The sequence below is a fragment of the Rhodococcus sp. APC 3903 genome, from assembly GCF_030407755.1.
GTDB lineage: Bacteria > Actinomycetota > Actinomycetes > Mycobacteriales > Mycobacteriaceae > Rhodococcus_F > Rhodococcus_F erythropolis.
Map to the genome: position 1 here is coordinate 8,235 of NZ_JASDCV010000048.1, position 11,791 is coordinate 20,025.

16 protein-coding genes and 2 pseudogenes are annotated in these 11,791 nt (G+C 61.8%); 12 read left to right on the forward strand and 6 right to left on the reverse strand.

Annotation, left to right across the window (positions count from 1 at the left end):
- Positions 1-112 precede the first annotated feature (112 nt).
- From QMA15_RS31555 to QMA15_RS31565, 3 genes are all read left to right on the forward strand, one after another.
- Positions 113-382 carry a hypothetical protein gene (locus QMA15_RS31555; protein ID WP_290288852.1) on the forward strand — a complete coding sequence of 90 codons (270 nt, stop codon included), beginning with the start codon at positions 113-115 and terminating at the stop codon, positions 380-382.
- Between the two features lie 147 nt (positions 383-529).
- Positions 530-1,129, forward strand: coding sequence for a class F sortase (locus QMA15_RS31560; protein ID WP_290288854.1), 600 nt, complete (start codon positions 530-532; stop codon positions 1,127-1,129).
- A 236-nt stretch (positions 1,130-1,365) separates the two neighbouring features.
- Complete coding sequence (locus tag QMA15_RS31565; protein WP_290288856.1) at positions 1,366-1,644, forward strand: hypothetical protein; 279 nt, start codon at positions 1,366-1,368, stop codon at positions 1,642-1,644.
- Between the two features lie 302 nt (positions 1,645-1,946).
- On the opposite strand, the gene QMA15_RS31570 is transcribed toward QMA15_RS31565, so the two are convergent.
- The 3 genes from QMA15_RS31570 to QMA15_RS31580 all read right to left on the reverse strand — a co-directional run bounded on the left by QMA15_RS31570 (position 1,947) and on the right by QMA15_RS31580 (position 3,158).
- Positions 1,947-2,222, reverse strand: coding sequence for a hypothetical protein (locus QMA15_RS31570; protein ID WP_290288857.1), 276 nt, complete (start codon positions 2,220-2,222; stop codon positions 1,947-1,949).
- Positions 2,223-2,757: 535 nt separating this feature from the next.
- Positions 2,758-2,895 carry a hypothetical protein gene (locus QMA15_RS31575; RefSeq protein ID WP_290288859.1) on the reverse strand — a complete coding sequence of 46 codons (138 nt, stop codon included), beginning with the start codon at positions 2,893-2,895 and terminating at the stop codon, positions 2,758-2,760.
- On the reverse strand, positions 2,892-3,158 hold the full coding sequence (locus QMA15_RS31580; RefSeq protein ID WP_290288861.1) for a hypothetical protein: 267 nt from the start codon (positions 3,156-3,158) through the stop codon (positions 2,892-2,894). The genes QMA15_RS31575 and QMA15_RS31580 overlap by 4 nt, the downstream gene beginning before the upstream one ends.
- Before the next feature lie 68 nt (positions 3,159-3,226).
- On the opposite strand from QMA15_RS31580, the gene QMA15_RS31585 reads away from it, so the two are divergent.
- Positions 3,227-3,820: a TetR family transcriptional regulator C-terminal domain-containing protein gene (locus QMA15_RS31585; protein ID WP_290288863.1), complete on the forward strand. Its 594-nt coding sequence runs from the start codon at positions 3,227-3,229 to the stop codon at positions 3,818-3,820.
- A gap of 834 nt (positions 3,821-4,654) precedes the next feature.
- Positions 4,655-4,822, forward strand: coding sequence for a hypothetical protein (locus QMA15_RS31590; protein ID WP_290288865.1), 168 nt, complete (start codon positions 4,655-4,657; stop codon positions 4,820-4,822).
- Positions 4,823-4,992: 170 nt separating this feature from the next.
- On the opposite strand, the gene QMA15_RS31595 is transcribed toward QMA15_RS31590, so the two are convergent.
- Positions 4,993-5,295, reverse strand: coding sequence for a hypothetical protein (locus tag QMA15_RS31595; protein WP_290288868.1), 303 nt, complete (start codon positions 5,293-5,295; stop codon positions 4,993-4,995).
- A 306-nt stretch (positions 5,296-5,601) separates the two neighbouring features.
- Between QMA15_RS31595 and QMA15_RS31600 the strand changes: the two genes are divergently transcribed.
- From QMA15_RS31600 to QMA15_RS31615, 4 genes are all read left to right on the forward strand, one after another.
- Positions 5,602-5,826, forward strand: a complete 225-nt coding sequence (locus QMA15_RS31600; RefSeq protein WP_290288870.1) for a hypothetical protein — start codon at positions 5,602-5,604, stop codon at positions 5,824-5,826.
- Positions 5,827-5,910: 84 nt separating this feature from the next.
- The gene (locus tag QMA15_RS31605) at positions 5,911-6,270 is read left to right on the forward strand and encodes a hypothetical protein (protein WP_290288872.1); all 360 of its coding nucleotides are present in this window, start codon (positions 5,911-5,913) and stop codon (positions 6,268-6,270) included.
- Positions 6,271-6,472: 202 nt separating this feature from the next.
- Complete coding sequence (locus tag QMA15_RS31610) at positions 6,473-6,889, forward strand: MarR family transcriptional regulator (RefSeq protein WP_290288874.1); 417 nt, start codon at positions 6,473-6,475, stop codon at positions 6,887-6,889.
- Between the two features lie 52 nt (positions 6,890-6,941).
- Positions 6,942-7,541, forward strand: a complete 600-nt coding sequence (locus QMA15_RS31615) for a DUF998 domain-containing protein (RefSeq protein WP_290288877.1) — start codon at positions 6,942-6,944, stop codon at positions 7,539-7,541.
- 41 nt (positions 7,542-7,582) lie between these two features.
- On the opposite strand, the pseudogene QMA15_RS31620 reads toward QMA15_RS31615, so the two are convergent.
- Both QMA15_RS31620 and QMA15_RS31625 read right to left on the reverse strand, forming a co-directional pair.
- A pseudogene (locus tag QMA15_RS31620) lies at positions 7,583-7,933 on the reverse strand (transposase); the annotation flags it as partial.
- Between the two features lie 26 nt (positions 7,934-7,959).
- Positions 7,960-8,160: pseudogene (locus tag QMA15_RS31625) on the reverse strand (transcription antitermination regulator); the annotation flags it as partial.
- Positions 8,161-9,229: 1,069 nt separating this feature from the next.
- Here QMA15_RS31625 and QMA15_RS31630 point away from each other — a divergent pair.
- The 3 genes from QMA15_RS31630 to QMA15_RS31640 all read left to right on the forward strand — a co-directional run bounded on the left by QMA15_RS31630 (position 9,230) and on the right by QMA15_RS31640 (position 11,274).
- On the forward strand, positions 9,230-9,814 hold the full coding sequence (locus QMA15_RS31630; RefSeq protein ID WP_290288881.1) for a TetR family transcriptional regulator: 585 nt from the start codon (positions 9,230-9,232) through the stop codon (positions 9,812-9,814).
- A 247-nt stretch (positions 9,815-10,061) separates the two neighbouring features.
- Positions 10,062-10,838, forward strand: a complete 777-nt coding sequence (locus tag QMA15_RS31635; protein WP_290288884.1) for an SDR family oxidoreductase — start codon at positions 10,062-10,064, stop codon at positions 10,836-10,838.
- Entirely contained in the window at positions 10,831-11,274 is a 444-nt protein-coding gene (locus QMA15_RS31640) for a heme-binding protein (RefSeq protein WP_290288886.1), read from the forward strand. Before QMA15_RS31635 ends, QMA15_RS31640 begins: the two co-directional genes overlap by 8 nt.
- Positions 11,275-11,791 lie beyond the last annotated feature (517 nt).

The following is an 11,791-nucleotide window of genomic DNA, read 5'->3' on the forward strand; positions in this document are numbered from 1 at the left end:
GCCGCCGACTACGACGACGGAGCCGCCGACTACGACGACGGAGCCGCCGACTACGACGACGGAGCCGCCGACTACGACCACGGAGCCTCCGCCGACCACCACAGTGGTGATCGTGGTACCGCCGACCTTCCCGAAGCCGTCGGTCCCCCCGGTCGCTTCGTCAACGGTTCCCAAGCCGGGCACTCCCGGTGGGGGACAAGCCGCGCCGGCACCCAAGCCCTCTCAATCGGGTGGATCCATCAATTCCGGAGGCGGAGCTGGGGAAACCGGAGTCAACGGTGCTCTCCTGGCAGCCGGTGGTCTGGTCCTGCTGGCCGGGGTGGGAACAGGGATCGTCCTCTTGACGCGTAAGCGCCGCTCGGACGGACACGATTCGGAGTAAGGATTTCAGCAGTTCATTCATGGGTGAGCCAGTGGCTCACCCACGAATGAACACCTGATAGAGGATCGGAAAGTGATGGGGCAGAGCGTGTTGCATACGGAACATCAACGTCGGACTGGGCGCGCTCTGCCCTTGATCCTTCTCTTCTTGATTTTTCTCACGGCGGGGTTGGTGCTGATCTACTTCGCGTTCAGCGCCGCCGGGGAGCCCATCAGTGCGCCGGTGCCCGACGCGCCGTTCGAGATCGGGGCCACCCCGGAGCCGGGCGCGGTCTGGGATCCGGCTCCTGTTGATCTACCTGCCAACATGCTTGCGATTCCGGACCTGAACGTACGCGCCGACATCGTCACCAGTGGATTGGGACTGCAGGGCGGGATGATTCTTCCGCATCCGGACAAGGTTTCCCATTTCGCGAACGCTGTGCAGTTCGGCTCCGCCGAGGGGACGAATCTCGTTGCCGGGCATGTCGACGACGGAGATCGTACCCATGGTGCGTTGTGGCCACTTCACCAGATGAAGCCGGGAACTCCGATTTACGTGACAGACGATTCGGGATCGATGTTCGTCTATCGCGCAGCGAGTTTGACGCTGTACGAGAAAGTGGCGTTACCGGCGGAGGTCTTCTCCGATGCGGGTGCGCCGCGGTTGGTTCTCGTCACATGCGGTGGCGCGACGGTTCCGGATCCTTCGTTGCCGTCCGGGTTCACGTACGAGCAGAACCTCGTAGTCACGGCAGTACCTGCGTGAATGGATCGAGGCGCCGGCGACACCTCTGGAGTGAACAAGGATCACGAATTGAACATTGGTGGTGGTGCTGACTGTTTCAGCAGCAAGGTTCAACAAAGATGCAAAATAATTGCAGCACAGCGGAATTAGGTGTAAATCAATTGCCGGTGCGGGTCGATTCGCGTGTTCTTGCGTTGTCGTTGGCCCCGTCGGCACCTCGGGCTGTTGTTCTGCCGGCGAATGCCTCGGGTACGAGCGTGGAAGAGCTGACTGATCGGCGCACTGAAGATTGCCGACTTGGCACGACAGAGCATGTGGCCGGGGATAAGCCGCTGCGCAGCCATTTTTCTGAGGGGCGGAGTCGGGTTGTCACCGCGCTCAATGCCCTCGATGAGCAGCACGCGTTCGACACTGAGACGCGGGAGGCGATGGCAGCCGCGCTGGGTGAGGCAGTGAAAACAAGCAAATTCGGCGACGACCCCCAACGAGTTACGGAGATATTGCTAGAAGCCCTCGACGGATCTCGCGACTGGTAGGTGATGGGCGCCAAAACCTACACATGACAGAAACCCCTGGCCGTCAGTTCGGAGCAGGGGTCTCTGTTTCTTCGTTTCCGGCCGCGCGAGGTCTGCGGTCGCGTTGATATCCGGGGGAGCCCGGGGACTTCGGTCAGATCCCTGAACTGTATCTGTTGGCGGATGCGTTGGGCGTGATGTGGTGTGGGGTCGTGCCGAGCGATTTTCACGGTGAGGAACGGTGCGGGGTGTAGTTCCTGGACCGTGCAACGGCCTTCATTCGCTGGAGTGTGCTGGCGGGTGGGGCCGTTGTCGTTGGGTGTTTAGCGTCCGTGGTCGTGGGAGTGCTGGCCGCCGTGGGTGTTCGGCTGAGCGAACGGGTTTCTGTGGGTGCCGTTTGCTGCGCTTGTGACGGGAGCGTGTGGGGGTGCGTTATGTGCTGCGTCGGTTGCTGCGCTGGTGGTGGGGGTGTGTGGTCCGCGTGCGTCGTCGGCGACTCCGGCGGATGCGAGTCCGGTTCCGGCGGTGAGTGATCCAGCTGTCAGGGCGGTGAATGCGGCTGCTGCTGCGATTTTTCGGATATGTGTCGGTGTGATCATTGGTTCCCCCTCGTAGGTCGATCGGTGTGGGTCGAGCCCCAGGCTAGGGGCAGGTGTGCAGTGCTGTAAGGGTTATCCGCGTGTGTCGAGGGTCGGCTGGAGAAGGGAAGCGATCACCGGCCCGATTTGCCTGAATTTGAATTGGGTTATTTGTCAATAACTTTGGGGATGAGTTGGTGCGTAGTTGCTTTCGGCGTTGATGTCGAAGCCGTCGCTGGGGATTGTGCCCGTCGAGTGGTCACAACGCCGTATCCTGACGTCCCGGGCGAGTTCGACGTCAACCCAGCGCGGTGATGTGGAAGTCTTCAAATCTCTGAGATCGTGGTTGTACCGGTTGGTGAGATTGTGGCGGACGACGGGTACTTGTGTTGGCGCGCCGCAGGTCCAAGGTGCTGTGGGCGATGCTGCGAGACGACGCACCGTATCGACCGGCGCCGCGGACGCCCTCGCGCAAGGGCTCGACGTAGCCTGCGAGTGAGGAAACTCGGCGGACGTCCCTGCCCAGCATTTTTATAGCCGCTGGCCAGTTGTGGAGCTACCTCACGCGTTTCCAGATGATGATCGCGACAGCGATTCCGATCAGGAGCAGCGCGGCGACTATCCCGATTTTCCAGATGAAGTCGACGAGTAGGTGATGCATCAGTTCGTCTCCATCGGCCGCGAGCGTTGTCATGAACGGTCTCGGTCTTCGTTGAGCCGCTTTGCGGCAGACTGCGCGGCGCGGGCGGTCCATGATCGGCGGAAGGAGGATGGGGATCGTCGCGCGTACGTATCGGCCGCGCGCACGGCCATCGGGCCGATGCGTTTTTTGGTGCCGTCCCATTTGCCGCGTCGTTTCAGGTGCACCGCGATACCGAAGAGTGCGAGGGCGACGACGGTCACCACTGCAGCGATGATCGCGAATCGGATGAGCAACAAGGTCAGTACGGTTTCCACAACATCTCCTCTTTAGAAGCATGAACGTGCTAAATAAGAAAGTAGCACAAGTCTGCTATAAAAGAACGGTGCCGAGAGTCGTCGATCCCGCCGAGAGGCGTCAGAGAATCTTCGAGGCCGTATTCGATGTGGTCGTCGAATCGGGAATCGAACAGGTCACCCTCCGTGCGGTAGCAGACGCAGCAGGTTTGGCGATCGGCTCTGTGCGCCACTACTTCCCGTCGCGCGACGAACTGATCGCTGCCGCCTCGAACGAGATCATCGAGAGAGTCTCGGCTCGTATCGAGGCGCACCGAGATCGGTTGGATGGCAACGAGGACCGTGTCTCGATTGCCGAAGACATGTTGGGTGAGTTGCTTCCACTGAACGAACGAACGAGTCGGGAGGTCACCGTCTGGCTCGAGATCGTCACATCGGGACGCACCGACCCGGTTCTGGCTGGGGCGGCTGGGCGGCTCTTCGCGGGGTCATCGTCGATGGCCAGGCTGATCGTCGTGCGAGCCGAGTTGGCCTCGGAAGCGGAGACAGCATTGGAAACGGAAAGGTTGGCGGCGGTGATCGACGGACTCGCACTCAGGGCAACGCTGCATCCCGGTGTGACGTCGCCGACCGTGGCCAGGAATGTGGTCAGGCGACACTTGGATCAGTTGCGCGCAACCTAGTGTTCCGATTCATGACCAGTCGCGCACCGGTGGGGCTGAGGAAAGAGCGTCGGAGCCTGAGCGGGTGGCGACTGTGGGCAATTCGGCGTCGGCAACGGAAGAATCGCGGAAATTCTCGGATGTGAGAGTGTGAAGCAGGCCCTCCTGGAAGAACCGCCGACCCCGGTATCGATCGGATCGATCCGCGGAGGCCACGTCTGACCAATCCCAGGGTCGATCGGATCGATCCCCCCGGGGAGGGGGGGCGTCGGCGGAAACCCTGGCCTCTCGGTGTGGGCCGCGGGCGACAACGGAATCGCGACGGATGAAGACACTCATGACAGATGAGCGCTCACATCCGAGGTGTTGATCAGCCGGTGTGGTGGGCGCTAGCGGGTGATCTTGTGGTCGGTGAGGTAAATCAGACGTGTGTCGTTGGCGCTAAAGGCTGTCGGATCGTCGGGATGTTGTTGTGCGATGACGAAGACCTGCTGAGCAGAACTTTTGTTGTCGCGGCCGAAGGAACTGACGGAGTCCAAATTTCTTGGCAGATAACAGGTTCCAACATCGCTGCCAGAAGTGGCGGAGCAGCGGCCTCATTCGACACGACCGCCGGTGACAACGGTTCGGTATCGACGATCATCACGATCCCCGACGCATCCGCACCGAACACCTACAAGTTCCCCTTGAATCTTCCCGAGGGCTGTGTCGCGGAGCCGCAGGAAGGCGGTTCGGTGACCGTCGACAACGACAAGGGAATTCCGATCGGAGGTTTCGCGGTGCCGTGGGCCAAGGACGCCCACGGTGCAAGCGTTCCGGCCTCACTGACGGTTGAAGGTTCGACGCTCGTCCAGCATGTCGATTTCTCTGCAGATGCGGCGTTCCCGGTCACCGCTGACCCGTCCTGGGACTTGGGGCATCATCGCCGCCACGATCTACTTCAACAAGGCCGAGACCAGAACGATGGCCTTGGGTGGAACCGTGGTGAGCTGGATTCCGAGTCCGTGGACAGTGTGGGGCTGAAGCGACCCCACTTAAGGACGAGGTCCACGCGATCCGCGGCTTGGCGAGATGATCGGTTGCGTGCGTACCTGCAATCTGCGCGGGCCATCAACGCATCCATCTTCTCCTGCGCGGGCAAGCAATCCGTCCGATCAGCTTTCCGGTCCAGTTCCGAGCCGTGGTCCTCGACTTCACTTATCGTCGGGGTAATGCCAGTCAAACTCCACTTTTGCAAGTGGAATCGCCTCCGCGATGCGACTCTGCAACGACCCCTCGAACGTGGGGCGCCACTTGTAGAAACCGTTGAAAACTACGGGATGCTGTGACACGACGTACACGTCACGGGTCCCGTCGGCGTTCTCTCGTTCGGAGATGGTCACGTAGCGTTCGAGCTGATTTTCCTCGATCACCCGCTCGAACAGGGTGTAGGCCACTGCTGCATCCTCCGTTGCGAGGCTGTACACGCCGAAACTGACATCGATATTCACAGACATGGCGGTAACTGTAGTGATCCCGGATCGACTGCCCAGTCGACGGCATCGAGCTCCCTCTTTGTTCGTGTTCTTCCCTTGCCTTGGGTCGGTACTTCATCTAGCGAAGGCTGGTGAGTGATCCGGCTGGGCCGTGGAATGCTCTTCGTGCTAGGTCTGCGCGAAGCCAGAATTCGGCAGGCACGGGCAGGGCCTGCCGAGTCGACATTCTTCGAGGACGAACGTCACCCGAGGTTGCGCTTCGACACGTTTGCTAGTGCGGATTTTGTTCTCGCTACAGGTGGTGGTTCGGCTCTATCCTCGGAAAGAGTGGGACCCGAGGAGTTCAGCTGCGGCGAGACCGAGACGTACTCGCGACTGACCTGCACCCTGTTCGTCGTTCTGGGCCTGTGGCCGGATGTGGTCGCAGCGACCGACGCGCGGGCGCACCGACACGGTCACATGCAGGCGTGGCCGAACGTGCCCGTGCGACCAGGTCAGCCCTTCGGCGGATACGGATCCTTCTCGCCGACGGTGTCCGTGTCCCGTATCTAGATGTTGTCCTTGCGGTGATCGCGAACCTCGCTGCCGCTGCCCGCAGGTGCCCTCGACTGGACGGCCCCGATCTAGGATTCAGGCATGGGCAGGCATTCGTCGGGTGAGTCGCCAGGCATGTCGGTAAAGCTGCTCATCGCGACACCCCTGTGTCTGATCCTCGGGGCATTCGCCATCTGGATGGGCCTCGTGACAATCCACGAGCCTGCGACGTGCGACCTCAAGACCATGTCGGCATCGGACGTGTGCCGAGTGGGTTCGAAGCTTGTCGAGGAGCTGATCGTCGATGGGGTGTCGAACCCGCCCGAAGGCAAGTACCGCTACCTCGCTCAACAGGAGGCGTACAACCGTATCGCTGCGCCCACCTCCGTACTGGTCGGTGTGGTGTTCACCGCCGGGTCCGTGTGGCTCGGCGTGCTGCAAGCGCGCGGACTACGAGCATGACGAGATACGCCGACAGCAATGTAATTGGACGTAACTTCGCGAACCACCAAGGCATCAGCGACGAACGCAACGAACGTGTAACTCCACCTCGACGTCGACCGCTGGGAGCTGAAGTTTCCCGGGGTTGCCCTGGCGGTGGCCCGAACCAGTCAGGCCGAATCCAGAGTTGCACCAAGTAACTTAGAAGCCTAAGTTACTCGGTATGGATCTGGCTTACGAACTCCACGACTTGGTGCTCACTCTCGACCGCCAGGCGGACAGGATGCTCGGGGAGCACAGTTTGACCTACAACCGCTACGTCGCTCTCGTCATCGTCAGTGAGCATCCAGGACTCACCGGGCGCCAGCTCGCCACCGCACTCCGGATCAGCGAACCGTCGACGAGCGTCATCATCAAGCGCCTGATCACCGAGGGGCTGATCGTCGACGTCGCCCCCACTGGAGCCGGCCACGTGCGTCGCCTTGAGATAACACCGGCCGGGCGGACGCTGAAGGAAACGGCCACCGCGTCACTGGGAGGATCCCTCGACCAGAGCGCCGCGGCCGTCGGGATAGACCCGAACCAGCTGGCGCGCACCATTCGAGCCCTCCACGCACAGATCAAGGGACAAGCCGGATAGCGCCGGCCCACTTGCAAAAGACCTGCACTACTCCCTCAACCCAGGAGCATCCGTGATCACCACTCTTATGATCGTCGCCCTGATCTTGGCCGCCACTCGTCTCGCGCTATTCCTGACGCTGCACATCGTCGGCCGAGCCCACTACTCGCCCGTCAAACACGCCGTGAGCGACTACGCTGTCGGACCTACCCGAAGACTCGCCTCCGCGATGAACGCCGTGACTGCGGCCCTGTTCGCAACTCTCGCCGCGGCGGTGTTGTGGGGTTACCCGAACTGGACCTCCCACACATCGACCAGCATCTACCTGCTCGTACTGTCCGTGATCTTCCTCGTCCTGCCGGCGTTGCCGACTGATCTGGAAGGCGACAAGGCCACGCTGATCGGGCGGGCCCACATGGTGGCCGCCATTGCATGGTTCGCTCTGAGTTACACCCTCACCGGGCGCTTCGCCCAGCTCGTCGCGGACTCCGGCAACGCTCTGTCCGGCGCCCTGCGTGCCCTCAACATCATCGCGATGGTCTCGCTCATCGCGCTGGTCATCGCGCTTCTTCCCAAGCTGCGAGCACGGTTCTTCGGCATCGCCGAACGCGTCTTCCTTGTCGCGATATCGCTCTTCTTCCTGGTACTCCCGATTGCACTGCTTGTGCAGTGAATCCGGGTCTATCTCGCTAACGGTGTTTCGGCGGATTTCCATCAGTAAGTTTCCGACCCAGGCCAACGATCGGCGAACGTGATCGCACACGCGTTCAGAGCAGGCTTCCACCTCGTTATCCATCGTGCCTGGCCCTTGCCTGTCGGGTCCAGTGAACGCGTCACCAGATAGGGGCACTTGAGCGCGGCAGCCTCGGTGGGAAAATGCTCACGAGCCTTGACAGTCCGCCGGTGTCGGGCATTCGAGGACTCAATTGCATTGGTAGAGCGCAGCGCTCGCCGTATCTCTGTGTCGTATTCGAGGAACGGGATGAATTCCTGCCAGGCGTTGTTCCAGAATCGGATGATCGCCGGATTCTGCTTGCCTCAACGGTCTGCGAGATCGTCGAACGCTGCACTCGTGGCGGCTCAGGCGGGGCGGTGCCGATGACCTCGCCGTGCTCGTCGAGGACGTGATCGCCGCCGACGACCACGGAGCGGGTGTGTCCGTGGGTGTCGATGATGCGGTGGCGGCTGCTGAGCGCCCCGCCGGTGGTGCGGATTGTGTGCAGGGTGTGGGCGACGTGGGCTCTGTTGTCGGGGTGTTTGTGGGAGAGGAGCAGTTCGGTGGCCGGGGTGATGGTGTCGGACCCTTCCGGGCGGTCGCCGTGGTGATGGTCGAGGAATCCTCCGACTCGTTGTGGGGCAACGGCTTTCGCTATCGGGCCTAGTGTTCCTTCGTCCGCCGCGACACTCGTACGCCCTTCCGATCTTGCCTGTTTTCAGCGTGCTTGTTCGATGAAGTTATATCGGATACGGCGGGTGGCAGCGACGCGTGGTTCCAGTCAGGGAGAGGTACAGGCGAGCGGGCAGCGCTGCGGTCGTTATCGTCTGGTGGTGGGGTGTGTCCGGCCGGTCGAGCGGGGGAGGGACGGAAGCGCATGGGCGTTGACGGGTGTCGGCAGAAGTTTCTGCGGGAGTTGAGGCAGCTTCGTGGACGGTTTCCCGAGGATGCGGTGTTGATCGGTTCGTACGAGGCGGTCGTGGACGGCGACGACGATGTGGTGTTCGGTTTGTTGATCGGGTTGGTGGGCCCATCGGCGCCGGTGTGTGCTGATGAGTTGTGGGAGTGTGTGAGCGGGTTTCTTCGCGACCTGAGGCGGGTGGAGTTGTTCGGCGAGCCGATCCAGTTGAGAAGCCCTGCGCGGGGGCGCTATTCGCGGTACACACCACCATCGGTGCGTCCGGTCATTAGGAAATGAGTCTGCGGACGATGAAGCCCAGCGGTGATGGCCTCGTGTGCCTGTCAGGCACCGAGCCATGAGGGACTGTTTCGTATCCGCTGGGCGATTTCAGCAGTGACACGTAGGGACGTTCGGGTGGGGCGGACGCGCTGCTGCGACGCGATACGGTGCGCGCATCGATTCCAGAAAGTGTTGGCTGAGTTCGAGTCCCCGGTGTAGCGCGGTCGTGCTGCCGATGATTCTGGGGGCGCTCGCCCCTCGGGTCCGGGGCACGTCACCGTTGACTGCCGGGCGTGGCTGGGGTCTTCGACGGATGTCTGCTGACGCGTCGCCGAACACCGCCTCCGGGGAGGATTCCTTCGGGCGGGCTGTGGTTTGTCTTTGCTGGTGGGACGGCTGAGAGGGCTGTCCGGTGGGTGGTCGGGCGCGGTTCTTTAACCAGATAGTTAAAGTGTATTCTTCCCGTATGCCGCCGGATTCCACCGCTACGAAGAAGCGGTTGCTCGATGCCGCGTTGGCGGAGTTCGCCGAGCACGGGTTGGCCGGTGCGCGTGTGGATCGGATCGGGTTGGCTGCGCGCGCGAACAAGCGTTTGATCTATGTGTACTTCACGAACAAGGAGCAGTTGTTCGACACTGTCGTGGAGAGGTTCATCGATGATCTCAATGCTGCGGTGTTGTTCACGCCGGGTGACCTCGCGGGATATGCGGGAGCTTTGTTCGATCACTTGCTCGCCCATCCGGAGCATTTGCGGTTGACGGCATGGGCGCAGCTCGAACGTCCCGAAGTGAGGCCGAACGAGTTCACGGCGTACGAACGCAAGGTCGATGCCATCGGCGCGGCCCTCGAGCCGGGTTCACCTGCTTCGGCGATGACATCCACGGACGTCCTTGCTTTCGTCTGTGGGCTCGCGACGTCGTGGTTTTATGCCTCGCCGGCGTTGAAGGCGACAGTGAGCGGTGACCCGTTCTCCGAGGAGCGGATAGCTCAGCATCGCATCGCGCTGATGGCGGCCGTTGACGCCGTGATCGCGCGCACCCCCGGTAGCTGACAACAGTCCCGCGGGCCACCGCGGGTCGAGCCGGGCCGGGGCCGGAACGTGTGCTTGCGCCCGGGGATTTCGCGGCTGCCCGAAGTGAGGGGATATGCCGGAGCCGTTTCCGTATTTACGCTCGATCGGGTCAAACCTGCTGCTCAATGGAGGTAACTAACCAGTTATTGACAGTTGGGGGTTCGACTGGCACGCTGAAATCGGCATTCAGCCAAGTCCTGTCGCCAGACGAACGGAGATCGAAGGTATGTCTCAGACAATTCTGATTACGGGTGCAAGTTCTGGTTTCGGGCGGGGGACTGCGCTCGAGCTGGCGCGGCAGGGTCATCGGGTCATTGCTGCGGCGGAGACGTGGCCGCAGGTGCGGAGTTTGCGGGCGGATGCGGCGGACGCGGGTGTCGAGCTCGAGGTCATCAAACTGAACTTGCTCGACAGCATCGACATCGAGCATGCAGGGTCCTTCGATCCGGATGTTCTGGTGCTCAACGCCGGTGTGATGGAGGGCGGGGCGATTGTGGACATTCCGTTGCAGCGTGCGCGGGAGTCGTTCGATATCAACGTCTTCGGGCATCTGCAGTTGGTGCAGGCGATCGTTCCGAAGATGGTCGCTCGTGGTGCGGGCAAGGTCGTGTGGACGTCGTCGATGGGCGGCATCCTGGTGGTTCCGTTCCTGGGCGTCTACTGCGCGACGAAGCATGCCATCGAAGCGATCGCAGGTTCGATGAAGGCGGAGTTGGAACCGTTGGGTGTCAAGGTCGCAACGGTGAATCCGGGTGTGTTCGGAACGGGCTTCAACGACACCGGAGCGGAAAGTTACGTGCAGTGGTACGACGCGGACAAGGCTGTGGTGAAGATGCCGGACTTCGGTGATTCCCTGGTCGGTCAGGCTGATCCGCAGGAAATGATCGACGCGATGGTCGAGATCATCCCCGCCGAGGAGCATCTGTACCGCACGATGCGTCCCCTCGACACCATCGAAGCCGCGAAGCAGTGGCAGGAGACGGAGTGGACCCAAAATGCCTGAGAACGTGAGCATTTCGACATTGCAACAGACGATTACCCTCGATCATGCAAATGACTTGATCCAACGTGGTCGGGCAGCGGCGCGGGATGCCGGTATCCGGGCGGTGTTCGCGGTGTTCGATCCGGGCGCGAATTTGGTGGCGTTCGGACGTTCGGATGGGGCGTGGCTTGCCTCGAACGATTTGGCGATCGCGAAGGCGCGTACGTCGGTGATGTTCCAGATGCCCAGTGGTGATCTCAGTGCACCGTTGGTGGTGGGGGAGCCGGTGGCGCATTTCGATCACATCAGCGGTTTGTTGTTGATGGGAGGCGGATTGCCGATCCTCGATGCGGACGGGGTTCTGATCGGGGCGTTGGGTGTGTCCGGTGGTACGCCGGATGAGGATGCCCAACTAGCCGCAGCGGCGCTCGCGACAAGCTCTGATCAGCCGGCGTGATCCGGATTTGACTGCGTAGGCTCCCGGTCCCATACAAGGCAGCCAGCGACCCATCGGGACGGCTGCCATGCCGGTGTGAATGTCCGTGTCCTGCCTGAAGGCTGGGGCCCGACGGGTGTTGCGTGTTTTTCGCTCGCACTCACTTTCCTGGGGGCGTTTGTGCTCTCAGTGCAATTGAAGCGTCCTACCGCTCGTTAGCCGTAGCGGTCGGGCTGAGGCGCTGTTCTCGAGTAGCGGGCACGTAGAAATCACGTTCGATCCTGGGCGAATTTCTGCCCATAGATCCGCATGATGGCTCTTACCGACTCGCCGGCCGGCTTGCATGAAGGTCCTTCGCGCTCATGCACCGGTCATGGCCACGCTGGTGTCGTGGCCAGCGTCACGGTCGGGGTGTGTGCCAGTTGCGGATTGCGGCGACGAACTCGTCTGGGGCGTCGGATTCGACGTAGGTGCCTGCGTCTGTGACGATCACGGTCGTGTGGTCGGGGAACGTCACTTCCAGGCGTTCGCGCTCCTG